Origin of the sequence: Microbacterium sp. cx-55 (assembly GCF_021117345.1) — a bacterium.
Taxonomy (GTDB): domain Bacteria; phylum Actinomycetota; class Actinomycetes; order Actinomycetales; family Microbacteriaceae; genus Microbacterium.
In genome coordinates, this window is sequence record NZ_CP088261.1 from 2706166 (window position 1) to 2731133 (window position 24968).

The window sequence follows — 24968 nt, forward strand, 5'->3', positions numbered from 1 at the left end:
CCGGATGCGGTGCTCAGCTCCGGGTGAAGCGGAGCGTCGCGAGCTGGAACGGCCGCAGCGCGATCTCCGCGCCGTCGGACCCCGCCGCGACGAGCGCGGCGGCCGGGATCTCGCGCTCCAGCAGATCGGTCTCGATGACCCCCGAGGCTGCGAATCCGGGCACCACTCGCGTCGCCGCGCGGTGCCCGAGCGATTCGTAGAGCCGCACGATCACGTCGCCGCTGCCGTCCTCGGCGAGCTTGACCGCTTCGATGACGACGGATGCATCCTCGACGCGCACGAGAGGGGCGACCTCGCCGACCCCGGCCCCGGTGACGACCCGCTCCGGCAGGTTCGCACGGTAGCCCTCGGTCACCGCATCCTGCGTCTGCGCGCCGACGACGATACCGACCTCGAGGTGGTGCTCGCCCTGGTCCTGCTGCGGATCGGGGAAGAGTGCACCGCGGATGACCGACAGCCGCACGATCGAGACCGTGCCCCCGCCCGTCCGCGCGTGCCGGGTGATGTCGTGCCCGTAGGTCGAGTCGTTCGTCACGGCGACGCCGAAGTCCGGTTCGGCCACCCGCACCCAGCGATGCGCGACGGTCTCGAACCGTGCCGCATCCCACGAGGTGTTGGTGTGCGTGGGGCGCACGATGTGCCCGAACTGGATCTCGGACTGCGCCCGGTCGGTGTGCACATCGACCGGAACGCTCAGCTTGAGCAGCTTCTGCCGCTCGTGCCAGTCGACATCGATCGACAGGCGCAGGGTGCGCGACCCCTCGAAGAGCGTGATGCGCTGCACGAGACGGGAGTCGCCGAACCGACGCGTGATGACCACCGCATCGCCCTCGATCGCGACGCTCTCGGCGTCGACGAGATCGATGACATGCCGGCGATAGTGCTCGTCGATGTCCCACGCATCCCACTGTGTGGGGGTGTCGCGGTGCAGCTGGAACAGACCCGCGGTCGACCCGGGCGGCACGACCTCGCGGCCCGACCCGACCTCCACCAGCGACACGATGAGTCCGCGCGGATCGATGACGGCCCGCACCACCCCGTTGTCGAGGACGAGGTCGTCACCCACGCGCACCGGGGCGACCGGCGTCTCCGCCGGCGCGGACCCGAGCGCCAACGCGGGAACGGCGCCGCGCGCGTGCGGGGCGGCGTTGGCCCGGAGCGTGTGGTCGCCCGATCCGGCGAGCACCCGCAGGCTCTCGTCGATGATGTCGGTCAGTTCGGTCGCGATCGCCGCGTAGTTGCGCTCCGCATCGCGGTGCACCCAGGCGATCGACGATCCGGGCAGGATGTCGTGGAACTGCTGCAGGAGGGTCAGCTGCCACAGCCGCTTCAGCGTCGCCGCGGGGTAGGCGACGCCCGCCCGCACGGTGGCTGTCGCCGCCCAGAGCTCCGCCTCGCGAAGCAGGTGCTCGCTCCGGCGGTTGCCCTGCTTGGTGCGCAGCTGGCTCGTGTAGGTACCGCGGTGGAACTCGAGATAGAGCTCGCCCGCCCACACCTCCGGATCGGCGTACTCGCGCTCCGCAGTCTCGAAGAAGCGCGCGGGGGTGGAGTGCTCGACGATCGGCGACCCCTCCAGCGACCCGGTGCGCGCGATCGTGGCCGCCATCTCCCGCGTCGGTCCGCCGCCGCCGTCGCCGTAGCCGTACGGCAGGAGCGAGACGTTCGTCCGCCCCTTGTCGGCGAAGTTCCGCTGCGCGTGCGCAAGGTCTTCCGCCGAGACGTCGGAGTTGTACTTGTCGACCGGCGGGAAGTGCGTGAACAACCGCGTGCCGTCGATGCCCTCCCACAGGAAGGTGTGGTGCGGCATCCGGTTCGTCTCGTTCCACGAGATCTTCTGGGTCAGGAACCACTTCGATCCGGATGCCCGGATGATCTGCGGAAGCGCCCCGGAGTAGCCGAAGGAGTCGGGCAGCCAGACCTCGGGGGTCTCGATGCCGAACTCCTCGAGGAAGAAGCTCTTCCCCTCGAGCAGTTGCCGGGCCATCGCCTCGCCGCCGACCATGTTGGTGTCGGATTCGACCCACATGCCCCCCACCGGAACGAAGCGGCCCTCGCGCACCCGCTCGACGAGCCGCGCCCAGAGCGCCGGGTAGTACTCCTTGACCCACGCGAACTGCTGCGCCGACGAGCTCGCGAACACGACGTCCGGGTCCTCGTCCATCAACGCGAGCACGTTCGCGAACGTGCGCGAGACCTTCCGCGCCGTCTCGCGCACCGGCCAGAGCCAGGCCGAGTCGATGTGCGCGTGTCCGACGGCGTGCAGCGTGTGCGCGCTCGCGTGGGCGGGGCGCTCCAGCAACGGCAGCAGAACCGCACGCGCCGCGGCAGCCGTCGCCGCGACGTCGTCCGGATCGACCGTGTCGATCATGCGGTCGAGGCCCTCGAGGAGTTCGGCCCGGCGCGCGGACGTCGGATCGAGCTGCGCCGCGAGGCCCCGGAGCGCGAGGGCATCCGCGAGCAGCTCCGCCACGATCACGTCGCGCAGACCGATCTCCACCGTGCGGAGCACGTAGATCGGGTCGGTGCCGGCCGTCGCCCGGTCGCCCAGGTGCGTCGGCTCGAAGGTGAACAGACTGCCGACATCGGGGTTGGATGCGGCTTCGACCCGCACATCCACCCGCCCCGCGGCATCCACCGCGGACGACACCGCCTGGTTGAAGGGTGAGACGCCCTTGAGCGGGCTTCCCGACCGGTCCCACACGAGGGCTTCGGCCTGGAATCCGCTCTGTCCCGCCGTGAAGCCGAGGTCGATGACCAGCTCTGCGCGCGTTCCCTCGGGGAGTTCGCCGGATGCCTGCCACCACTCGGACGGCACCGCTCCCTCGACGTGGAACCAGGTGGTGCCCCACGGGCGGCCCCAGCGGCGGCCGACGCCGAACGGCACGTACTCGGCCGCATCCGCGACCTCGAAGGGGACGGGCTCCCCGGGAGCCTCCCACGCCGAAACGGCGAGCGGATGGTGGGCGCGATAGACGGCGGGTTCGAGCCGCTCGCGGATGAAACGGTCGATGCGCAGCTCGGTGAGCGCGGTGCGGTCGTGCATGCGATGGTTCCTGACGTTCGGGGTCAGCCCTTGAGTCCGCCGGCGAGGGCGAACGAGCTGCCGGTGATGCGCTGCATCACGAGATAGAGGACGAGAATCGGCACGGAATAGAGCATCGCGAAGGCCGCGAGCTGGCCGTAGGCGACCGCTCCGTGGTTGCCGAAGAAGGTGAAGATCGCGACGGCCGCCGGCATCTTCTCCGCGCTGAACAGGAGCACGAACGGAACGAAGAAGTTCCCCCACGCCTGCGTGAACACGAAGATGAAGACGACACCGATCCCGGGACGCATGAGGGGCAGCACGATCTGTCCGAGCGCGCGCATCGCGGATGCGCCATCGACCCACGCGGCCTCTTCGAGCGAGATCGGCACCGAGTCCATGAAGTTCTTCAGCATCCAGATCGCCATCGGCAGCGACGTCGCCGACATGAAGAGGATGACGCCGACGAGGGAGTCGAGGAGCTTCAGCTGCACGAACATCGCGTAGACCGGCACCATGAGCGCGGTGATCGGCAGGCAGGAGCCGAACAGCACGCCGTAGAGGAAGCCGCGCTGGAACCGCTGCCGGAACCGCGAGAGCGGATACGCCGCGAGCACGCCGACGACGACCGTGAGCGCGGCCGTCCCGAACGAGATCAGCGCCGAGTTCCACAGCGGCAGAATCGTCTGGGAGTAGGTCAGGACCGCGCTGAAGTTGTCGAGCGTGAACGCCTCCGGGAGGGAGATCGACACGGTCGCCGCGGGATCGATCGCCGAGAAGACGATCCACGCGATCGGCACGACGAACACGATGCCGAGCGCCGCGAGGACCAGGTTGGCGATGAGCTTTCCGCGCCGCGGAGCCGGTGAGGCGACGGAGAGGGGCACACGGGTGCGCCGTCGCGGCGAGACGATTGCTCGCGTGGTCGTGGATGTCATGACTCCACCTCCGGCTTCAGGATCTTGATGTAGATGGCCGCGAAGACCGCGCCGAGCACGATGGTGACGGCGGCGATGGCCGTGCCGTAGCCGACCTGGGCGAACCGGAACGCCTCTTGATAGGCAAGCACCGGCAACGTGGAACTGCGCGTGCCCGGGCCGCCGCCGGTCATCACCCAGATGAGACCGAAGGTGCCGAGGGTCTGCAGCGTGGTGAGCATGAGGTTGGTGGCGATCGAGCGGCGGATCATCGGCAGCGTCACGAGGAAGAAGCGCTGCACGGTGTTGGTGCCATCGATCTGGGCCGCCTCCGTGATCTCCGGCGGTACCTCGCCGAGCGCCGCGTTGTAGACGAGCATCGAGAAGGCCGTTCCGCGCCAGATGTTGGCGAGGATGACCGAGAGCATCGGGTAGTCGATGAGCCAGCTGACGCTTCCGAGCCCCAGACCGTCGAGCACCGAATTGAGCGTGCCGTCGGCGGAGAAGAACGCGTAGAGGGCGAAGGCCGCGACGATCTCCGGCAGCACCCAGGCGACGACGACGAGCGTGCTGACGATGGTCGACACGATCCGGGATGAGGCGCGCAGCAGGACCGCGATCGCGAGCCCCAGAACGTTCTGCCCGATGATCGCCGAGAACAGCACGAACACGAGAGTCAGGACGACCGAGTTCCAGAAGTCCGCGTCGGCGAACAGCGCGGCGTAATTGTCGAGGCCGATGAACTGCGGCTTCGCCGCGCGGTAACCGGTGAGAGCGGCGTTCGTCAGCGAGCCCCAGAGCGCGAAGCCCATCGGGCCGACGAGGAAGATCGCCAGCAGGATGAGCGCCGGCACGAGCGGCGTCGAACGGGAGATGGCGCGAAAGGTGCGCCGCCTGCCCCCCGCTCCGTGAGGAGCGGAGGGCAGGCGAGAGGACGTTGTCGTCATGAACTCAGTCGCCTTGCTCCACGTTCGACTCGCTCACGATCTTCGTGAGGTCCTCGTCGTAGGCGGAAGTCGCTTCTTCGGCCGTCGCATCCCCCGTGATCACGGATTCGACCGCCTGCTGCAGCGCACTCGAGATCTGCGAGTAGTCCGGGGTCGCCGGGCGGAAGTGCGTGTACTGCACGAGGTCGGAGAAGAACGCGAACGTCGGGTTGTACGACAGGTAGGCGTCGGACGTCGCGACGTCGTCGCGCACCGCGATCTGGCTGTTCTCGGTGTCGTACTTCAGCGAGTTCTCCTGGTTCAGCGCCATAGCGATGAAGTCGAACGAGGTCTTCGGGTAGTCGGTCTGCGCGCCGACCGCGAGGGTCCAGCCGCCCGACATCGAGGTGAAGCCGGGGTCGCCGCCATCCTGCGTCGGCATCTTCGCGAGACCGATCGTCTGCTCCCACTCGGGCCATGCGCTCTGGCCTTCGATCCAGCCACCGGGCAGCCACGAGCCGTCGATCGCCATCGCGACCTTGCCCTGCGGGATCAGCTCGGTCGAGACGCGGCTGCCGATCGTGGTGTCCAGCGCCAGGTCGAGCGGCGTTCCGAGGCCCTCCGAGTAGAGGTCCTGGTAGAAGCCGAACGTGTCCTTCATCCCCGTCGAATCGGTGACCCACTTCTGCGAGTCCGTGTTGTAGAGCGTGGAGTCCGTGCCGTAGAGCAGCATCTCGACGCCTTGCATCGACGTCTGCTCGACGGCCGCCTTGCTGCCGTAGATGTTCAGCGGGATGACGTCGGGGTTGCTGGCCTTCAGCGCACGGGCCGCGTCGAGGATGTCGTCCCAGCTGGTGGGCTGCCAGTCGGTGGGCAGGCCCGCCGCGGCGAAGAGGTCCTTGTTGTAGTAGATCGCGCGGGTGTCGGTGCCCATCGAGACGCCGTAGGTCTTGCCGTCGTCGCCGAGACCGGCCTCCTTGGCGGCGTCGTAGAACTGGCCCCAGTCCTCCCACTGCGCGACGTAGTCGTCGATCGGGAGCAGGTATCCGGCGGCCGCATCCGAGCGGATCTGGAAGGTGTCCTCGTAGATGACGTCGGGCGCGGTATCGGCCGAACCGTTCATCAGGGCGAGCTTCGTGAAGTACTCGTCCTCCGACTCGATCGGCTGGAGGTCGACGGTGACGTCGGGGTTCGCGGCCTCGAACTCGGGCTTGACCTTCTGGAACAGGTCGTCGAGCTGATGGAACGCCGAGGTCTTCTGATAGGCGACCGTGATGGTGCGATCGCCGGTCTCGTCGGCGGGCGCGGATTCGGCTGAGCTGCAGCCGGCGAGGGCCAGACCAGACACCGCTATGGCGGCGACGGCGGCGAGAGTCCTGTGACGCATTCCTGCTCCTTTGCTAGGGTTTGGCGCCTCAGAGCGCCGTGCGGGGATAAATCTATCAAATGGATTAATAGAATCAAGTCCGAGTTTCATCACGATCCGGTCACCCCGCGGACCGGGGGTCAGCCGGTGATGAGCAGGTCAGACGGGCGCGCCGCGAAGGCGCCGTCCAGCAGCAGGCAGGCCGCGCCGACGGCGGCCGCATCCGTACCCAGTCGGGAGTCGCGCAGGTGCAACGGACGGAGTGTGCGGATGGCGGGATCCGCCGCCAGGCTCTGCCGCAGGGGCTCCCGGAGCACGGGCCACAGGCGCGCCCAGACCGGACCGCCCACGACCGCGACGCCCATGTCGAGCACGTTGTCGAGCTGCACGAGGCCGCGCGCGAGCCGCCGCGCGGTCAGGGCAATCGCGGCCATCGCGGCCGGGTCGCCCTCCTCGGCCAGCGCGCGGAGCCGATCGAGCTCGGGGCGCGGATCGGCCGGAAGCTGCTCGACGGGCGCCTGACCGCTCCGGATGCCGGCGAGCCGCAGGATCGTGTCGGGTTCGAGCGATGCTCCGAGGCAGCCCGCGTTGCCGCACTCGCAGATGGGTCCGGACGGATCGACGCTCAGGTGGGCGATGTCGCCGGCGTTGCCCGTGGCGCCGCGTACCGGCATGCCGCCGACGGCGAGCCCCGCACCGATCCCGGCGCCGTAGTAGAGGAACATCGCGTCACCGACGTCGTATCCGCGGTCCAGCCACAGTTCGCCGACGACGGCCGCCGTGACGTCCTTCTCGACGACGATCGGCAACCCGGTCGCGGCGGCCAGCCCATCGCGGATGCTGACCCCGTGCCACGCCGGCAGGAGCGGCGGGGTGAGGAAGCGTCCGTCCTGGAGCGGACCGGGAGCGGCCACCCCGACGCCGACGATGCGGTCCTCGTCGATGCCCGCGCGCGTGATGATGTCGAGCACGGCGTCGGCCATCGATCCGATGAGGCGGCCCGCATCCGTCGACCGCCCGGGCGGGTGCTCGGCGTGCGCGACGACCGTGCCGGCCATGTCGATCACGACGATCGTGTCGACCGCCGGGTCGAGGTGGATGCCGATCGCGAAGCGCGAGCGCGGAACGAGCGCCAGCAGGGTGCGGGGCTTACCCGGACCGGAGATCACCTTGCCGGCCTCGGCGATCAGCCCCTCCTCCACGAGGCGCCGCGTGACGTTGCTGAGGGTCTGCGCCGATAGTCCGGAGCGCTCGGCGAGCTCGACGCGGCTCATCCCCCCCGGGGCACGCCGGATGAGGTCCAGGACGACGGTCTGGTTGTACGTCCCGACCGCCGGCAGGTTGGATCCCCTGCGCATGGCCACTCCCCCTCGCGGCTCGCGCGGACTCAGCTCAGGCCGGAGTAGACGTGCAGGCCCTTGAAGAACATGTTCACGATCGTGAAGTTGAACATCACCGCGGCGAACCCGATGATCGACAACCACGCCGACCGGGTGCCACGCCACCCGCGCGTGGCGCGGGCGTGGATGTATCCGGCGTAGAGCACCCAGATCACGAAGGTCCATACCTCCTTGGTGTCGAAGCCCCAGTACCGACCCCACGCGTCGTTGGCCCAGATCGAGCCGGCGATGAGCGTGAAGGTCCAGAAGATGAACCCGATGATCGCGAACCGGTAGGCCAGCGACTCGAGGTCGGTGGCGCTCGGCAGGATGCGGAGGAAGCCCGGTCCGGTCTTGCCCACGGTGCCGACGGCGGCTTCGAGCGCTTTGCGCTCGCGGCGGGCCTGCAGCAGCTGCACGACCGAGAGCGCGAACGCGAGGGCGAACAGCGCCGTCGCGAGCGACGCGACGAACACGTGGATGACGAGCCAGACGCTTTTCAGCGGGTCTGACAGCGGCGAGACGTCGACGTGGAAGAGCGTCGCCCCACCCATCAGCACGGCGACCAGACCCATGATGAACGACCCGAGGAATCGCAGGTCGTAGCGGAACAGCACGCCGAGGTAGACCGCGACGATCAGCAGGGTTCCCGTCATCGAGAACTCGTACATGTTCGACCACGGCACGCGCTCGGCCTCGATGCCGCGGGTGATGGTCGCCCCGAGGTGGAAGAGGAATCCGAGCCAGGCCATGGCCGTGCCGATGCGGGCCCATACCGGCCGGGAACGATCGCGACCGCGAGCGCTCAGCGACACCGCTGCGGCTTCTTCGCTCGCGCGCACCTGGGCGATCGTCTCGCCGCCGGCACCCACGAGCTCACGCTCGCGCACGGTGGCGTCCTGGGCGTCGACCGCCTGCGCGGAACGGCGGGACAGATCGATCGCGTAGGCGATGAACGCCAGCGCGTAGATCGCGATCGCCGTCCAGATCAGGAGCACCGAGACGTCGTCGAGCGAGAGCTGGTCGGTCATGGCGTCAGTCTACTTTCGGGCGGGAGCCGGACGGCTCGGCATCATCGAGATCGGCATGGAGGGCCGCGGCGGATGCCGCCGTGTGCCGCTCGGCGAACTGTGCGACCGCAGCGGCGAGCTGCGGGTCCTCGCCGCGGGCGAGTCCCGCGTACTCGAGGTGCACGGCGCCGTCGCGCACACTCGCGCGCACCCACATCCGGCGGCGCGGAACGAACAGCGCGAGCATGAGCCCGCCGAGAGCGAGCAGCGCGAAGGCGAGCACCCAGGGCGCTCCGACGTCGTGGTGGATCGAGAGCGAGACGAAGCGCTTGACCGACCCCTGGTAGCTGCCGTCGGGAGCGAGCGAGTCGAGCGTGCCGTCGGTCGCTTCGACCGTGGTCGGGTCGGCGGCGTTCTCGAACGTGATCGTGCCGAGACCGTTCGGGAGCTGCGCGCTCTGGCCGGGCAGCAACTGGATCGAGGGGACGTCTGTGCCCCGCCCGGTGAGCTTCGTCATGTCGCCCGTGTCGAGCGTGTACACCGATCGGGGTGTGCCGTCGTCGATGCCGAGGTCGCCCGAGTAGGCGTCGAGGGTCAGCACCGGGAACACGAGGTCGGGGTAGACCGAGGTGAGCGCGCCGGTCGTGAGCTCCTGCGCCGTCGGGTAGAAGAAGCCCACGAGGCCCAGCTGCTCGGGCAGGCCGTCGGCGATCTTCACGACACCGAGCGAGGTCATCTGGTTGCTCTGCGGCAGGAACGGCACGTCGTCGTGGAAGATCTCTTCGCCCGCGGCGTTTCGCACGGTGATCGACGGCGCGTAACCGTTGCCCATCAGATACACCCGGTCGCCGGCGATCTCGAGCGGATGATTCACCCGCACCTCGCCGGTCTTCGCCTCCTCGTCGGGCTGCTGGGTCGTGACGTGCGCGACGAAGTTGCCTGCCTGACCCGCGCCGGGCGAACCGGCCGGCTGGTACGTGATGTCGAAGTCGTCGAGGGCGATCGTGTACGGCGACAGGTTGTCGGCGTTCACGAAGCGGCCCGGGTTGAACGACGAGTAGTCGGTGAGAGCGTTCACGAAGCCCTGCCCCTGCACGATGGCCCGCTGGCCCGTGTACGTGAGCGCTCCGCCCACGCCGACCGCGATGAGCACGCCGACGAGCGCCATGTGGAACAGCAGGTTGCCGGTCTCGCGCATGTACCCGCGTTCCGCGGAGACCGACAGCGACCCGCGGCCGTCGTATCGCTCGGTACGGTAGCGCGCGCCGCGCAGCTGGGCGCGGGCGAGCGAGATCGCCTCCGCGGCAGCGGCGTCCGCATCCGCCCCCGCCGGCAGGCGCAGCACGCTCTCGCGGTGGTCATCGAGACGGGAGAGGCGCGCGGGAGTGCGGGGCGGGCGGGCGCGCAGGGCCTTCCAGTGGTGCTGGGTACGCGGGATCACGCAGCCGATCAGCGAGATGAACAGCAGCAGGTAGATCGCCGAGAACCAGACCGAGGAGTACACGTCGAACAGCTGGATGCCGTCGAGGATCGGGAACAGGTCGGGGTTGTCGGTGCGGAACTGCGTGACGCCGTTCGGGTCGGCCGAACGCTGCGGGAAGATCGAGCCGGGGACGGCGGCGATCGCCAGCAGCAGCAGCAGCACGAGGGCCGTCCGCATGCTCGTGAGCTGCCGCCAGCCCCAGCGCGCCCACTCGAGAGGACCGAGGCGGGGGGCGGTGATGCTGTCGTCGTCGACGCCCGACGCGGAAGCGCGACCGGATGCCGCCGGAAGCCCGTCGACGTGGTCGGACGGGCGGAGCGGATCGTTGTTCTGGTCGTCAGAGCGGGGCCGGGACATTCAGGAACACCCCCTGCAGGTAGGACATGAGGGTCGACCAGACACCGCTGACCATGAGGATGCCGAGGATGACGAGCAGCACGCCGCCGAGGATGTTGACCACGCGGATGTGGCGACGGAGGAACGTCGTGGAGCGCGTCGCCCAGCCGAATCCGGCGGCGAGCAGGACGAACGGGATGCCGAGGCCCATCGAGTAGGCGAAGCCCAGGATGCCGGCGCGACCGGGATCGCCGAGGTTCCAGGAGACGGCGATGATCGCGCCGAGAGTCGGGCCGATGCACGGAGCCCAGCCGATGCCCAGGGCGAGGCCGAGCAGCGGCGCGCCGACGAGGCCGACGTTGCTGCGGACGGCGGGCTTCAGCGTCCGCTGCGCGAAACCGAAGAGGCCGACGAAGACGAGGCCGAGCAGGATCACGACGACACCGAGCAGCCGCGTGATCACGTCGGCGTACTCGAGGAAGAAACGACCGAAGGTGCCGCCGAGGATCGTCACCGCCATGAAGACGACCGTGAAGCCCGCGATGAACAGCAGCACGCCGAGCATCAGTCGTCCGCGACCGGAGCCGCGGCCGCGGCCGCTCGTCTCGGCCTGCCCGCCGAGGTAGCCGAGGTAGCCGGGAACGAGCGGCAGGACGCACGGGGAGAGGAAGGAGACGAGTCCCGCGAGGAGGGCGAGGGGGATCGCGACCCACAGCGCCCCCTCCGCGACGATTCCGGTCACGAGGGGCCGATCACGAGGACTCGGCGAGCGCGTCGCGAACGAGCGTCTCGAGGATCGAGGGCTCGGAGAGTTCCCCGACGATGCGGGCCGCGACGCGACCCTCCTTGTCGAGGACGAGCGTCGTCGGGGTCGCGCTGAGGGTGGTCGCGGTCGCGAAGGCGAGCTTCAGCTGCGTGTCGTCGACGGCCAGCATGCTCGGGTAGCTCACGCCGTTGTCGCGGGCGAACGACTGCGCGGTCGAGGCCTGGTCATACGTGTTGACGCCGACGAACGTCACGTCTTCGCCCTGCACGGACTGGTAGGCCTCCTCGAGGCGAGGGGCCTCCACGATGCACGGCCCGCACGCGGCGTACCAGAAGTTCACGACGACGACCTGGCCGGCGACGTCGGCGCTCGTCAGGGTGTCGCCCCGATCGGTGACGCCGGAGAACTCCACCGGCTCGGTGCGGTCGTCGGCGGAGATCTCCACGACCTGCAGGCCGTCCGCCCCGATGAAGCCCTTGTTGGACCCCTCGCGGTACTGCTCGGCGAGGCCGTCGCTGGAACACCCCGCGAGTCCCAGCATGAGTACCGCGGCGAACGCGGCGGTGGCGCGGCGCGCGAGGCGCCGTTCTCGGACGGTCATACTGCTCCCACGTCGATACTGCCGGCGGATGCGGCCGGCTCCGCGTACGCGACTTCGCGCCACGATCCGGGTCCGCCTTCGAAGCTCGTCACACTCGACAGTGCGCAGCGGCGCTGGCGCGGGTCGTGTCGCAACCGGTCGCCCGCGACCGATAGGTGCGTGACCCAGATCGGCAGCTGATGACTGACGATGACGACGTCGCCGCTCGGCACCGCATCCCACGCTCTGTCCATGGCGCGCCGCATCCGATCCACGACCTGCGCATACGGCTCGCCCCAGCTGGGCACCTCGGGCTTGGCCAGGTGCCGCCAGTTGAGCGGGTTCATCAGGGCGCGCTTCATCCGGCGTCCCTCGAAGACGTTCGTCGGTTCGATCACGTCTTCCGTGATGACGGGCTCGATGCCGAACACCTCGGTGAACGGCTCGGCGGATTCACGCGCGCGCTGCAGCGGCGAGGAGAGAAGCGCGCTGACCGGTCGGCCGAGATCGTGCACGTACTCGGCGGCCTGCCGCGTCATCGCCCGTCCGTCGACGCTCAACCGGAAGTTCGGGAGCCGACCGTAGAGCACACGGGAGGGGTTGTGGACCTCTCCGTGGCGCACGAGGTGGAGGCGGTCGGCGGGCACCCGTCGATTCTACGTCCGGGTGCTCTTTGCGTTCCCTGAACGGAGGCTGTGGACGGCAGTGATCAGTCGGATGCGGGATCGGAGTCGCGCCGGCTGCGCATCAGGGTGCGCGTGCGGGTGTAGACGAACCATGCCACCGCCGCGAAGACGACCGCGATCACGATGTACTGGAAGATCTCGGCGTACTGCTCGACGATGTGCCACTGCTCGCCGAGGAAGAACCCCGCGAGCACGAAGATCGTGTTCCAGATGAGGCTCCCGGCCCCGGTCAGCAGCCCGAACTTCCACAGCGGCATCCGCGTGACGCCGGCGGGGATCGAGATGAGGCTCCGGAAGATGGGCACCATCCGGCCGAAGAACACCGCCTTGCCGCCGTGCTTCTCGAACCAGGCGATCGTGCGGTCGATGTCTTCCGGATGCAGCAACGGCACCTTCGCGGCGACGCGGCGCAGCCGCCCGACACCGAGCCACGCGCCGATGCCGTAGAGGGCGAACGCCCCGACGATCGATCCGAGCGTCGTCCAGATCAGGGCTTCGGCGATCGTGAAGGACCCGCGACTGGCGGTGAGGCCGGCGAGCGGCAGGATGGCCTCGCTCGGCAGCGGCGGGAACAGGTTCTCCAGCGCGATCGCGATCCCGGCACCGACCGGGCCGATGGTCTCCATGAGCGAGACGATCATGTCGACGAGCGAGGTCAGCCACGACCCCCCGTCCGTGCGGGCAGCGACCAGGGCGGTGGCGGTCATCGGGGTCCTCGTGGGGGTCTCGGTGATCGGCGCGCTGGGCAGCGGGCACTGCAGCAGACCCTATGGGATGAGTATGAACCCCTGCTGTGAGGGCGAATCAGGTCGACGCCGCACCCGTCAGGTGGCCGCCCATACGAGGAAGACGCCGAGCGACCAGAGGGCGGCGAGCAGAATCGTCCCCGCGATCGGCACCCAGAACGCGCGGCGGCGCACCACGAGCAGCACGATCGCGAAGAAGGCCGTGACCGCGAGCACCAGCAACGGGGTCGTGAACAGCATCCACACCCCGATGGAGAGGAGGTCGTCGCGGCAGACCCGTCCGCCACTCCCGCAGGCATCCGCGGACGCCGCCATGACGAGCCCGAGACTCGAGGCGATCACCGCGGCGACCGCCAGCAGCACGACGAGCACGATCGTCAGCGCGATGTCCCAGCCCCGTCGTCGGCGCGGCGAGCGGGCGGATGCGGTCCGCGTCGCCGCATCCGTCGCGGTAGGCGGCGCGGCAGGCGGCGGTGCGGCGGTCGGCACCGGCTCGGGCGTCGCGACGGGGTCCTGCGGCTGCGCGTGCGCGCCGACGCGGAATGCCTCCGTCGGCATCCGGTAGACGCCGGGATCGTCGTCCGGCCGCGTTCCGCTCACGCCGCCATCGTACGGCGCGGCGGGAGCGCGCGACGCGCCGCACGTAGACTTGCTCCTCATGAGCGAACGCGTCCTCGTCCAGCAGTTGAAGACTCTTCCGGCCGGCCCCGTCACGGTGTCGGGATGGGTGGAGACCGTGCGGGACCAGAAGAAGGTGCAGTTCGTCATCCTCCGCGATGAGACCGGCGCCGTGCAGTTGGTGAACCCGGCGACGCGCGAGCTCGCCGAAGACGCCGACTCGGCCGCCGGGGCCGCGCTCGCCCTCACCGAGACGATCTCCGGCCTCGCCTCCGGCACCTTCCTCACCGTCACCGGAGAACTCAAGCACGACGAGCGCGTCAAGCTCGGCGGGGTGGAGATCAAGATCGCGGGCCTCGATATCGCGGCCGCGGCGAACCCCGAGACGCCGATCGCCGCCGACTCCAGCGTCGACAAGCGCATGGACTGGCGTTTCCTCGACCTTCGCCAGCGCCGCAACAACCTCATCTTCCGGGTGCAGACGACGCTGGAGCACGCCATGCGCACGTACTGGGTCGAGCGCGACTACATCGAGGTGCACTCGCCCAAGCTCATGGCGTCTCCTTCGGAGTCGAACGCCGAACTGTTCGAGGTGCCCTACTTCGAAGACAAGACGGCCTACCTCGCCCAGAGCCCGCAGTTCTTCAAGCAGATGGCGCAGGTCGCCGGCTTCGGCAAGATCTTCGAGATCGCGCCCGCCTTCCGTGCCGACCCCTCCTTCACGAGCCGGCACGCGACCGAGTTCACCTCGATTGACGCAGAGATCAGCTGGATCGACTCGCACGAAGACGTCGCCCGGATGCAGGAGGAACTGCTGCAGTTCTCCATCCAGGCGGTCAAAGACAAGCACGGCGCCGAGATCGAGGAACTGTTCGGCCTCGAGGTGCAGGTTCCGGCGATCCCGTTCCCCCGCATCCCGCTCGCCGAGGCACTCGAGATCGTCAAGGAACGCGGCTACGAGGTGCCCCGCACCGACGGCGACCTCGACCCCGAGGGCGAGCGCCAGATCGCGGCCTACGTCGCCGAGAAGTTCGGACACCAGTTCGTCTTCATCACCGACTACCACCCGGCGATCCGCGCTTTCTACCACATGCGCGACGAGCAGACCGGGCTCACGAAGAGCTACGACCTGCTCTTCAACGGCGTCGAGATCACGACCGGTGCGCAGCGCGAGCACCGCGTCGATGTGCTGATCGAGCAGGCGAAGGAGAAGGGTCTCGACCCCGAGCACCTCGACTTCTACCTCGACTTCTTCCGCTTCGGCGCCCCGCCGCACGGCGGATTCGGCATGGGCCTCGCCCGGGTGCTGATGCTGCTGCTCGGCGAGTCCTCGATCCGCGAGGTCACCTACCTCTTCCGCGGTCCCACGCGCCTCGCGCCCTAACCCGCCCTGCGCCGGGCCCCGCCCGCGCTCCTCGACGGCCGTCGCCCCGCCCGGGCGGCGGCCGTCGTCGTTCCCGCCCCCTCCCTTCCCGGTTCACTTGCCTCATCTACACGCTTTCGCCGCCTCGAAGCGTGCATATGAGGCAAGTGAACTGTTCAGTGGGCGTTCACCCGTCGCCGCCGCGCGGTTCACCCGACCGAATTAGCGTCCCCCTCGTCCCGATGCAACCGACGCACCCGTACGTCCGGATGCATCGACTCACCCGAGAGGAACGCACATGTCCATCGTTTCCCGCCGTCGCAGCCGCACCGCTGCCGGCATCGCCTTCGTCGCCGCCGCGACCGTCGCCCTGGCCGGTTGCGCCGGTTCGTCCGACGCCGCCTCCAGCGACGACAGCACCGCAGCAGCGTCCGCCACCAGCGTCGCCGACTTCGGCACGTTCGCCGACCTCGAGGCCGCAGCCAAGGCCGAAGGCGCGCTGAACGTCATCGCCCTCCCGCGCGACTGGGCCAACTACGGCGCCGTGCTCGACGCCTTCGCCGCCAAGTACCCCGAGATCAGCATCGAGGAGCAGACCCCCGACGCGTCCTCGGCCGAAGAGATCGACGCCGCCAAGACGAATGACGGCCTCGACACCGCCCCCGACGTGTTCGACCTCGGCCTGACGGTCGCTCTGCAGAGCACCGACATGTTCGCGCCCTACAAGGTCGAGAACTGGGACGACATCCCCGAGGCGCTGAAGGAGCCCACCGGCTTGTTCGTGGGCGACTACGGCGGGTACATGTCGGTCGGGTACGACTCGTCGAAGTTCGACGCGCCCACTTCGCTCGCCGACCTGCTCGGCGACGCGTACCGCGGTTCGGTCGCCATCAACGGCGACCCGACCCAGGCCGGCGCGGCGTTCGCCGCAGTGGGCCTCGCCACCGTCCAGAGCGACGGCACGCTCGACGACTTCCAGCCCGGCATCGACTTCTTCTCCGAGCTCAACAAGGCCGGCAACATGCTGAAGGTCGACGTCACCTCGGGCACCGTCGCGAGCGGCGAGACCCCCGTCGTCTTCGACTGGGACTACCTGAACGCGGCTCACGCCGAGTCGAACCCGAACTGGAAGGTCGTCGTCTTCCCGGGTACGGGCTACGCCGGCTACTACAACCAGGCCATCAACAAGAACGCCCCGCACCCGGCGGCCGCTCGCCTGTGGCAGGAGTTCCTCTACAGCGACGAGGCGCAGAACCTGTGGCTCGCCGGTGGCGCGCGCCCCGCGCGCATGGAGGCCATGCAGACCGCGGGCACTCTCGACGAGGACCTCGCCAGCAAGCTGCCGGCCGCGCCCGACGACACCGTCGTGCCGACCGAGGAGCAGAGCACCCAGGCCGGCACGCTCCTCGGCGAGAAGTGGGCCGCGGCGGTCTCGTGACCTTCTCTCCTGCTGTTCTCACCGGGCCCGAAGGGGCCCACGTGAACGCCCCCGCCGCGCCGGAGCACTCTGCTCCGGCGCGGCGGGGCGCGCGCGGCCGGAGCTGGCTGGCCGCCCTCGGACTCGTACCGTTCGCGGCCTACCTGCTGCTGTTCTTGCTGCTGCCGACCGTCCTGGCCGTGGCATCGGGACTGTTCGATGCCGACGGTACCTTCACGCTCGACAACATCGCGGCCCTCGGCGATCCCGTGATCCTCACGACCTTCGCCAACTCCACGTGGTTGTCGCTGCTCACCGCGGCCGTCGGCGCGGTCGTCGGCGCCCTGGTCTGCTGGGCCCTGCTGGGACTCCCCGAGACCGGCGCCATCCGCACCCTCGTCGATGCCGCCGCGGGCGTGCTGGCGCAGTTCGGCGGCGTGATGCTCGCATTCGCCTGGATCGCGACGATCGGCATCCAGGGAATCGTGACGCAGGCGCTCCTGAACACCTTCGGGATCGATCTGTTCGCGGATGGCGCCTGGATCTACGCGCTGCCGGGCCTGATCCTGCCCTACATCTACTTTCAGATCCCGCTCATGGTCATCACCTTCATGCCCGCCATGACGGCGCTCAAGCCCCAGTGGGCCGAGGCGAATCTCACGCTCGGCGGCACCCGCGGCGGCTTCTGGCGCCACGTCGGCATGCCGGTGCTCGCCCCCTCGTTCCTCGCGAGCCTGCTGCTGCTGTTCGCGAACGCCTTCTCGTCCTACGCGACCGCCGCGGCGTTGGCCAGCCAGGGTTCGCAGATCGTGCCCCTGCAGATCCGCACCGCCCTCACGAGCGAAACCGTCCTCGGCCGCGAGAACCTCGCCGGCGCACTCGCCCTCGGCATGATCGTCGTGGTCGCCGTCGTCATGTGGCTGTACTCGCTCGTGCAGCGCCGAGCCGCGAGGTGGCAGTCATGAACACCATCGCCCCGCGCGCTCTCACCCGGTGGATCATCGGCATCCTGGTCGGGGTCTTCTTCGCCCTGCCGCTGCTCGCGACGTTCCTGTTCACCCTCCGCGACGGCGACGGCTACTCGTTCGCGAACTGGACGGGTCTCTTCTCTGCCGAGAACGCGTCACTGCTCAAGCCGGTCTGGGCTGCGCTCGGCAATTCGCTGACCCTCGCCGTCGTCACGGTGCTGATCGTGCTGTTCCTGATGACCCCGACGATGATCCTCGTGTCCCTGCGGTTTCCGCGGATGCGTCGCATCTTCGAGTTCGTCGCGCTCCTGCCCATCTCGATCCCGGCGATCGTGCTCGTCGTCGGGCTCGCGCCGATCTACCAGCAGATCGGTCGCACGCTCGGCACGGGCGCATGGACGCTCGCGTTCGCCTACGGCGTGCTCGTGCTGCCCTTCGCCTACCGGTCGATCCAGGCGTCGATCGACGCGATCGACATGAAGACCCTGTCGGAGGCCGCGCGCACCCTCGGCGCGGGCTGGATCAGCGTCGTGCTCCGCGTCATCGCACCGAACCTGCGCCAGGGCCTGCTCTCGGCATCCCTCATCTCCGTCGCGGTCGTGCTCGGAGAGTTCACGATCGCGTCGCTGCTGAACCGCCAGGTACTGCAGACCGCGCTTCTCGTCGTCAACAAGGTCGACCCCTACTCGGCGGCGATCTTCACCCTGCTGGCACTCGTCTTCGCGTTCGTGCTGCTGCTCGTGATCGGTCGCGCCGGACGCGTCGGATCCGGAAAGGCCTCCTCATGACCACCGCCGACTCTCCCCTGCGGAACCTGCCGCAGACCTCCGACAACATGCTGCTCGCCGAAGCCGGCGAGGGCACCCGCGTCGAGTTCCGCGGCGTCGAGAAGGACTACGGTACGACCCGGGTGCTCCACGGCGTCGACCTCGACGTGGCGCCCGGTGAGTTCGTGTCGCTGCTCGGCCCGTCCGGATGCGGCAAGACCACCGCCCTCCGGGTGCTGGCCGGCCTGGAACGAGCGACCGGCGGCAGCGTGCTGCTCGGCGGCAAGGACGTGTCGGGAGTCCCCACGAACAAGCGCGACATCGGCATGGTGTTCCAGTCGTACTCGCTCTTTCCGCATCTGAAGGTCGCCGACAACACCGCGTTCGGTCTGCGCCGCCGCGGGGTCGGGCGGACGGATGCGGTGCGCCGCGCCGGCGACGCCCTCGACCTCGTCGGCCTCAGCCACCTCGCCGACCGCTACCCGCACCAGCTCTCCGGCGGGCAGCAGCAGCGCGTCGCGCTCGCCCGAGCGCTCGTCACCGAACCCCGGGTGCTGCTGCTGGACGAACCCCTGTCGGCCCTGGATGCGAAGGTCCGCGTGCAGCTGCGCGATGAGATCCGCCGCATCCAGCTGCGCCTGGGCATCACGACCGTGTTCGTCACGCACGACCAGGAGGAGGCGCTGGCCGTCTCCGACCGGATCGCGGTGATGAACGCCGGCCGCATCGAGCAGATCGGCACCCCGGAAGACCTGTACCTGCGCCCCGCGACGGCCAATGTGGCAGCCTTCGTGGGCGTTTCGAGCCTCGTGCGGGGCGTCGTGCGCGGCGGGATCGTGTCGGTGTGGGGCCAGGACCTGCCGCTGCAGAGCCCGGCGGACGACGGTGATGTGCAGGTGTTCCTGCGGCCCGAGAACGTGCGCCTGCGGAGCGCCACCGACCCGGGCGTGGACGCGGTCGTGCAGGAGAGCACCTTCCTCGGCAGCTTCCGCCGCTCGGTGGTGCGCACGGCCGACGGTGCGCTCGTGAACGTGCAGCACGCGGCATCCGACCGCGTCGAGTACGGGGATGCGGTGCGCGTCGCGCTCGATCCCACCCCTGTCACCACGCGCCCCCTTCCCTGATCCCGATCCGGGATCGCCCGTCACGGGATTCGGAGATGCGACCGGATGCGGAGCATCGGGGGTATTCCGCTCCGAATCCCGTGACATCTCCGAATCCTGTGACCCCCACACCCGCACAGACGCCTGCGCCCACTCCCCCGACCGCGCGCGGAGGCGGCTCGGAGGTCGGGTGTGAGAGCGTGGAACGCGTCCGACCCGAGGAGGCTCATGCTCGACCCCTGGCTGCAATTCGCCCTCACCCTGGCCATCGCGCTCGTCGCGGCGATCGCCGTGACCGTGATCGTGTCGACCGCGACCCGGCTGGCCTCCCGCCGCCGTTCGTGGCCGGCGGGACTCATCCGGCGCGCCCGTCGCCCGTTCCGCGGTCTGCTGCTGACCCTGGCGGTCTGGGTCGCGCTGGGACTCGCGTTCCCCGACCGGGACTGGATGCCGGTTCTCGACCAGCTCTTCACGATCCTCGTGATCGCGGCGGCCGCCTGGCTTCTCGCGGCGCTCGTGACCTTCGGGACCGACGTGACGCTCGGCCGCTACCGCATCGACGTTCCCGACAACCGTGTCGCCCGCCGCATCCGCACCCAGACCCTCATCGTGCGCCGTCTCGCGATCGCGCTCATCGTCGTCGTCGCGATCGGCGCCGCGCTGCTGACGTTCCCCGCGGTCCAGGCGTTCGGCGCGAGCGTGCTCGCCTCCGCCGGTATCGTCTCGATCATCGCCGGTCTCGCCGCGCAGTCCGTGCTGGCGAACATCTTCGCGGGGCTCCAGATCGCGTTCAGCGATGCCCTGCGCGTCGATGATGTCGTGGTCGTGGAGGGCGAGTGGGGCCGGGTCGGCGAGATCACCCTGAGCTACGTCGTGCTCGACCTGTGGGATGACCGCCGCCTCGTGCTGCCGTGCACCTACTTCACCACCACGCCCTTCCAGAACTGGACCCGTCAGGGCTCCGAACTGCTCGGCTCGGTGGAACTCGACCTCGACTGGCGCGTCTCGCCGACCCGGATGCGGGCGCACCTCGACGAGGTGCTGACCCAGACCGACCTTTGGGACGGCCGGGCGAGCGTGCTCCAGGTGACCGAAGCCACGGGCGGACTCGTGCGCGTGCGGATCCTCGTGACGGCGCAGGACTCCCCGACGCTCTTCGACCTGCGCTGCGTCGTCCGCGAGGCGATGGTGACGTGGGTGCAGAGCACGATGCCGGCGGCGCTGCCTGTGCAGCGCGTGATGATGACGCAGCCCGAGCCGGAGCCGCTCGTCGAGCCCGACCACGCTCCTGGAGAGGGCCTGTTCACGGGGAGCGCCGAGGCGGAAGCGCGCGCGAGCACGTTCACGCAGGCGATTCCGATCATCGTGCCGGCGGATGCGGACGCATCCGCGCGGGCTCAGAGTTCGAAGTCGACGGCGACGCGGTCGGAGACGACCGATCGCACGTAGGTGACGACGTCCTGGTGCGCGGGGTGCACGGCGTAGCCCTCGAGCGCCTCGACGTCGGTGAAGTCCGCGACGATGGCGAGATCCCAGTTAGCGCCGCCGATGACGTCGGCGCCGACCGTGATGTCGACGATGCCGGGCACAACGTCGCGCAGGGCCAGCAGTTCGCGGCGGATGCGGCCCGACTGCTCCGCCCGCTCGGCGGCGTCATCGGATGCGAGCTTCCACGCCACGATGTGTCGGATCGTCATCGGATCGCTCCTTCGGTGCGAGACCGGGTGGCCGTGAGCACCGCGTCGCGGAGACGCTCGGGCGCGACCCGCCAGTGCGCGTGCAGGGTGCCGTCGATCAGCAGCACGGGGATCTTGTCGGACCACCGTTCGAAGAGCGCGGGTTCTTCGAGGATCGACTGCTCGATCACCTCGACGCGATCCGCGGCGTCCTCCGGAATGTCGGCGAGGACGTGTTCGAGCACCCCGCGGGCGACGTCGCAGAGGTGGCAGCCGTCTTTACCGATGAGCGTGATCGTGGTCACGTCACCATCCTAGGCGGCGGCACGAGGGCACGGCGGCACGGCCGAGCCACGGCACGCCACGCCACGGCCGTGAACGCGCCGCTCAGCTCTCGACGGGGAATCCCGCGGCGACCCACTCGCCGGTTCCGCCGTCGACGTTCGTCGCGTCGTACCCGCGGGCCTCGAGGGCCTGCACGACCCGCGCCGAGCGCCCGCCGACCTGGCAGATCACATCGAACGGCCCGTCCGGCAGGTCGTCGAGGTGCTCGTTGATCGTTGACATCGGGAGGTTGACGGCGCCGGGCACGTGGCCTGCGGCGTACTCGTCGACTTCGCGGACGTCGATGAGGGGGACATCCTGCCGGTCACGCAGCTGCTGCACGGAGATCGAGTTCACGCCCCCAGGCTAGCCGCAGACGCGGCGTGCCGGCACAACACGAAGCGCCCGTCCGGTGGACAGGCGCTCGGTGTCGGTGCCGCGATTACTTCTTGTTGCGGCGCTGGTGGCGAGTCTTACGAAGCAACTTGCGGTGCTTCTTCTTCGCCATGCGCTTGCGGCGCTTCTTGATGACAGAACCCACGGAAAACCTCACAGATCAGCGGTCTGGGCTCAGGGTGGCCTGTGCCCGGGAACGAGGCATCGAAAAAAATGCCTCGGATAAGTCTAGCCGACGTCGGCGGCCGGCCGCTGCACGAGCTCTGCGACGGCCGATTCCGGCACGCGGTAGCTGTGCCCGAAGCGGATGGCGGGCAGTTCTCCCGCGTGCACGAGTCGGTACACCGTCATCTTGGAGACGCGCATGAGCTGCGCGACCTCCGCGACCGTCAGGAACCGCACATCCGGCAGCTCGGCCATGCCACACCCCTCCCCCATCGCCCGTCGGGCTGCCCGCCACTCTAGGTCCCCGGTGGGACGGATGTAAACCGCTGGTGCTCGTGGGAATGCGGGTCAGCGACCGGGAATCTTGCCGAACGCGGCGGTGACGGCCCGACCGACGGATGCGGCGGCACGGCCGACGACGTCGGCGGCGTGCGCGGCGGGCTCCGGGAGGGTGGAGATCGAGTCGTCCAGATCCTCGTCGAGGAACGGGATGAGCCAGTTGTCGATCTCGTCCAGCGGACCGGACGACAGCGAGTAATAGCGGTGCTGACCCTCCTCGCGCACGGAGACCAGTTCGCTGTCGCGCAGCACCTTCAGGTGCTTCGACACGGTGGGCTGACTGACACCGAGCCTCGCGACGATGTACGACACGCTCGTTCCGCGCTCGCCCGCCATCGATCGATCGAGGAGGAGGCGCAGGATGTCGCGCCGGGTCGCGTCCGCGATCACGCCGAAGATATCCGCCATGCGCTTAGGTTAGTGGGGCGCCGGGCGGAGTACCATTACACCCGTTCGGGTCGCCGACCTGTTGTTCGTGCGAAAGGGGTGCCGGATGATGTCCGACACCGCGCGCGTGCTGTCGCGGGAACGCCTCTCGATCGCCTTCGACCGGTTCCGAGACGGAGCGCGCGAGTTCACGACGTCGTCTCCCGCACGTTTCGCGGTCTTGATCTTCTCGTCGTTGATCCTGCTGTTCACCGCGCTGCTGTCGCTGCCCGCGGCGGCCGCATCCGGTCAGGCGACGCCGCTCGCCGACGCCGTGTTCACGGCCGTCTCCACGATCTGCGTGACGGGTCTGTCGACGGTCAACATGGGCGCACACTGGTCGCCGCTCGGCCAGGTGTTCATCTACATCGGCGTGAACGTGGGCGCACTCGGTGTGCTGACCCTGGCGAGCATCCTCGGGCTCGTCATCTCGAAGCGCCTGGGTTTGCGTGCCAAGCTCATTGCCGCGGGCGACTCCAACCCGATGCGCGTGCACGGCGGCCCGGTCAACGAGGGGCAGACCGTGCGGCTCGGCGAGGTGGGCCAGCTGCTGGCCACCGTCGCGCTCTCGACCCTCGTCATCGAGGCGGGCCTCGCGGTGCTGCTCTACCCGGGCCTGCTGCTCGGCGGCGTCGACCCCATCACGGCCCTCTGGGAGGCGCCGTACTTCGCGGCGATGTCGTTCACGAACACCGGCTTCGCCCCGAACGCCGACGGACTCGCGCCGTTCGCCACCGACTACTTCTTCATGTCGGTGCTGATGGTCGGGGTGTTCCTCGGCTCGATCGGGTTCCCCGTCATCTTCACGCTGTGGCGGCACCGCTGGCACGTGCGGCACTGGTCGCTGCACACCAAGCTCACGCTCATCACGACCGTCATCCTGTTCTTCGCGGGCGCCGTGGCGTTCGTGACCCTCGAGTACGACAATCCGCAGACGTTCGGCGGGATGGATGCGTGGGACACCACTTTCCAGTCGTTGTTCCTCTCGGCGATGACCCGCTCGGGCGGGTTCTCCGTCATCGACATCGGAGAACTGCACGGGTCGTCGCTCCTGGTCGGCTCGATGCTGATGTTCGTCGGCGGCGGTTCCGCGTCGACCGCCGGCGGCATCAAGGTGACGACGCTCGCCGTGCTCGCTCTCGCCGTCTTCTCGGAGGCCAAGGGACGCCCCTCGGTGCAGGCGTTCGGTCGCCGCATCCCGAGCGATGTGCAGCGTGTCGCCCTGTCGGTCGTGGCATGGGGCGCGACGATCGTGGCGGTATCGACGATCACGATCGCCCAGATCACGAAAGCACCCGTCGACGAAGTGCTGTTCGAGGTGGTGTCGGGGTTCGCCACCGTGGGCCTGTCGACCGGGCTCACGACAGAGCTGCCCGACCCAGCGGTGTACGTCCTCGCCGTGACGATGTTCATGGGCCGCGTTGGTACAGTGACACTCGCCGCGGCCGTCGCCGCTTCGTCGCGTTCGCAGTTGTACTCGATGCCTGTTGAGAGGCCGATCGTTGGTTGAGAAGCTCCGCTCGGATGCCCCCGTGCTCGTCATCGGGCTGGGCCGCTTCGGCGCCGCCTGTGCGGGCGAGCTCGACCGGCTCGACCGCGAGGTGCTCGCGATCGACGAGAGCCTCGACCTGGTGCAGAAGTGGTCGGAGCGGGTCACGCACACGGTGCAGGCCGACGCGAAGAACCTCGAAGCGCTGAAGCAGATCGGCGCGCAGGACTTCCAGGTCGCCGTCGTCGCGGTCGGGTCATCGATCGAGGCGTCCGTGCTCATCACGGCCAACCTCGTCGACCTGAAGGTTCCACAGATCTGGGCCAAGGCCGTGTCGCAGTCACACGGCAAGATCCTCGCCCGCGTCGGGGCGAACCACGTCATCTACCCCGAACGCGAAGCCGGCGAGCGCGTGGCACACCTGGTGAGCGGCCGGATGCTGGACTTCATCCGGTTCGACGACGACTTCGTGCTCGCCAAGATGTACCCGCCGCGTTTCATCCGCGGCGTCGGCCTGAACGAGTCGGGCGTCCGCAGCAAGTACCGCGTCACGGTCGTGGGCGTGAAGAGCCCCGGCAAGCCATTCCGCTATGCCGAGGCGAACACGGTCGTCACGAACCACGACCTGATCATCGTCTCGGGCACGAACAGCGACATCGAGCGCTTCGCGACGCTCGACCGCTGAGCGAGACGAGCGACC

The 24968-nt window shown here is 69.1% G+C and carries 26 protein-coding genes; 8 read left to right on the plus strand and 18 right to left on the minus strand.

Going from position 1 to position 24968, the window contains the following annotated elements; genetic code table 11:
- Positions 1–13: 13 nt before the first annotated feature.
- The 12 genes from LQ938_RS12815 to LQ938_RS12870 all read right to left on the minus strand — a co-directional run bounded on the left by LQ938_RS12815 (position 14) and on the right by LQ938_RS12870 (position 13817).
- A complete protein-coding gene (locus LQ938_RS12815; protein ID WP_223722681.1) occupies positions 14–3043 on the minus strand; it encodes an alpha-mannosidase in 3030 nt (1009 codons plus the stop codon).
- 23 nt (positions 3044–3066) lie between these two features.
- Positions 3067–3960, minus strand: a complete 894-nt coding sequence (locus LQ938_RS12820; RefSeq protein ID WP_223722680.1) for a carbohydrate ABC transporter permease — start codon at positions 3958–3960, stop codon at positions 3067–3069.
- Complete coding sequence (locus LQ938_RS12825; protein ID WP_223722679.1) at positions 3957–4886, minus strand: carbohydrate ABC transporter permease; 930 nt, start codon at positions 4884–4886, stop codon at positions 3957–3959. Before LQ938_RS12825 ends, LQ938_RS12820 begins: the two co-directional genes overlap by 4 nt.
- A 4-nt stretch (positions 4887–4890) precedes the next feature.
- Entirely contained in the window at positions 4891–6252 is a 1362-nt protein-coding gene (locus tag LQ938_RS12830) for an extracellular solute-binding protein (RefSeq protein ID WP_223722678.1), read from the minus strand.
- Positions 6253–6371: 119 nt separating this feature from the next.
- Positions 6372–7589 carry an ROK family transcriptional regulator gene (locus LQ938_RS12835; RefSeq protein WP_223722677.1) on the minus strand — a complete coding sequence of 406 codons (1218 nt, stop codon included), beginning with the start codon at positions 7587–7589 and terminating at the stop codon, positions 6372–6374.
- 29 nt (positions 7590–7618) lie between these two features.
- Positions 7619–8641, minus strand: a complete 1023-nt coding sequence (gene ccsB / locus LQ938_RS12840; RefSeq protein ID WP_223722676.1) for a c-type cytochrome biogenesis protein CcsB — start codon at positions 8639–8641, stop codon at positions 7619–7621.
- A 4-nt stretch (positions 8642–8645) separates the two neighbouring features.
- Positions 8646–10460, minus strand: coding sequence for a cytochrome c biogenesis protein ResB (resB, locus tag LQ938_RS12845; protein ID WP_223722675.1), 1815 nt, complete (start codon positions 10458–10460; stop codon positions 8646–8648).
- Complete coding sequence (locus LQ938_RS12850; RefSeq protein WP_223722674.1) at positions 10441–11181, minus strand: cytochrome c biogenesis CcdA family protein; 741 nt, start codon at positions 11179–11181, stop codon at positions 10441–10443. The genes resB and LQ938_RS12850 overlap by 20 nt, the downstream gene beginning before the upstream one ends.
- Positions 11182–11191: 10 nt before the next feature.
- The gene (locus LQ938_RS12855) at positions 11192–11806 is read right to left on the minus strand and encodes a TlpA family protein disulfide reductase (protein WP_223722673.1); all 615 of its coding nucleotides are present in this window, start codon (positions 11804–11806) and stop codon (positions 11192–11194) included.
- Positions 11803–12432, minus strand: coding sequence for a histidine phosphatase family protein (locus LQ938_RS12860; RefSeq protein ID WP_223722672.1), 630 nt, complete (start codon positions 12430–12432; stop codon positions 11803–11805). Before LQ938_RS12860 ends, LQ938_RS12855 begins: the two co-directional genes overlap by 4 nt.
- A gap of 62 nt (positions 12433–12494) precedes the next feature.
- The gene (locus LQ938_RS12865) at positions 12495–13178 is read right to left on the minus strand and encodes a DedA family protein (protein WP_223722671.1); all 684 of its coding nucleotides are present in this window, start codon (positions 13176–13178) and stop codon (positions 12495–12497) included.
- A 117-nt stretch (positions 13179–13295) separates the two neighbouring features.
- Complete coding sequence (locus LQ938_RS12870; RefSeq protein WP_231341331.1) at positions 13296–13817, minus strand: DUF6264 family protein; 522 nt, start codon at positions 13815–13817, stop codon at positions 13296–13298.
- Between the two features lie 58 nt (positions 13818–13875).
- On the opposite strand from LQ938_RS12870, the gene aspS reads away from it, so the two are divergent.
- The 6 genes from aspS (at position 13876) to LQ938_RS12900 (ending at position 20902) form a co-directional block, all read left to right on the plus strand.
- Positions 13876–15219, plus strand: coding sequence for an aspartate--tRNA(Asn) ligase (gene aspS, locus LQ938_RS12875; protein ID WP_223722669.1), 1344 nt, complete (start codon positions 13876–13878; stop codon positions 15217–15219).
- Positions 15220–15496: 277 nt separating this feature from the next.
- Positions 15497–16636, plus strand: coding sequence for an ABC transporter substrate-binding protein (locus tag LQ938_RS12880; RefSeq protein WP_223722668.1), 1140 nt, complete (start codon positions 15497–15499; stop codon positions 16634–16636).
- A gap of 41 nt (positions 16637–16677) precedes the next feature.
- A complete protein-coding gene (locus tag LQ938_RS12885) occupies positions 16678–17580 on the plus strand; it encodes an ABC transporter permease (protein ID WP_223722667.1) in 903 nt (300 codons plus the stop codon).
- On the plus strand, positions 17577–18371 hold the full coding sequence (locus LQ938_RS12890; protein ID WP_223722666.1) for an ABC transporter permease: 795 nt from the start codon (positions 17577–17579) through the stop codon (positions 18369–18371). Before LQ938_RS12885 ends, LQ938_RS12890 begins: the two co-directional genes overlap by 4 nt.
- Entirely contained in the window at positions 18368–19474 is a 1107-nt protein-coding gene (locus LQ938_RS12895) for an ABC transporter ATP-binding protein (protein WP_223722665.1), read from the plus strand. The genes LQ938_RS12890 and LQ938_RS12895 overlap by 4 nt, the downstream gene beginning before the upstream one ends.
- 207 nt (positions 19475–19681) lie before the next feature.
- A complete protein-coding gene (locus LQ938_RS12900; RefSeq protein WP_223722664.1) occupies positions 19682–20902 on the plus strand; it encodes a mechanosensitive ion channel family protein in 1221 nt (406 codons plus the stop codon).
- Here LQ938_RS12900 and LQ938_RS12905 read toward each other — a convergent pair.
- From LQ938_RS12905 to LQ938_RS12930, 6 genes are all read right to left on the minus strand, one after another.
- Positions 20851–21150 carry a Dabb family protein gene (locus tag LQ938_RS12905; protein WP_223722663.1) on the minus strand — a complete coding sequence of 100 codons (300 nt, stop codon included), beginning with the start codon at positions 21148–21150 and terminating at the stop codon, positions 20851–20853. The two genes, LQ938_RS12900 and LQ938_RS12905, sit on opposite strands and share 52 nt — an antisense overlap.
- The gene (locus tag LQ938_RS12910) at positions 21147–21434 is read right to left on the minus strand and encodes a glutaredoxin family protein (RefSeq protein ID WP_223722662.1); all 288 of its coding nucleotides are present in this window, start codon (positions 21432–21434) and stop codon (positions 21147–21149) included. The genes LQ938_RS12905 and LQ938_RS12910 overlap by 4 nt, the downstream gene beginning before the upstream one ends.
- A gap of 82 nt (positions 21435–21516) precedes the next feature.
- Positions 21517–21810 carry a rhodanese-like domain-containing protein gene (locus tag LQ938_RS12915; RefSeq protein ID WP_223722661.1) on the minus strand — a complete coding sequence of 98 codons (294 nt, stop codon included), beginning with the start codon at positions 21808–21810 and terminating at the stop codon, positions 21517–21519.
- Positions 21811–21895: 85 nt separating this feature from the next.
- A complete protein-coding gene (locus tag LQ938_RS12920; protein WP_003792170.1) occupies positions 21896–21994 on the minus strand; it encodes a 30S ribosomal protein bS22 in 99 nt (32 codons plus the stop codon).
- A gap of 83 nt (positions 21995–22077) precedes the next feature.
- The gene (locus tag LQ938_RS12925; RefSeq protein WP_223722660.1) at positions 22078–22269 is read right to left on the minus strand and encodes a helix-turn-helix domain-containing protein; all 192 of its coding nucleotides are present in this window, start codon (positions 22267–22269) and stop codon (positions 22078–22080) included.
- A gap of 93 nt (positions 22270–22362) precedes the next feature.
- Positions 22363–22761: an ArsR/SmtB family transcription factor gene (locus LQ938_RS12930; RefSeq protein ID WP_223722659.1), complete on the minus strand. Its 399-nt coding sequence runs from the start codon at positions 22759–22761 to the stop codon at positions 22363–22365.
- Positions 22762–22846: 85 nt separating this feature from the next.
- Between LQ938_RS12930 and LQ938_RS12935 the strand changes: the two genes are divergently transcribed.
- Positions 22847–24289, plus strand: coding sequence for a TrkH family potassium uptake protein (locus tag LQ938_RS12935; protein WP_374197479.1), 1443 nt, complete (start codon positions 22847–22849; stop codon positions 24287–24289).
- Entirely contained in the window at positions 24282–24953 is a 672-nt protein-coding gene (locus LQ938_RS12940; RefSeq protein WP_223722658.1) for a potassium channel family protein, read from the plus strand. The genes LQ938_RS12935 and LQ938_RS12940 overlap by 8 nt, the downstream gene beginning before the upstream one ends.
- The last annotated feature ends 15 nt before the right edge of the window (positions 24954–24968 follow it).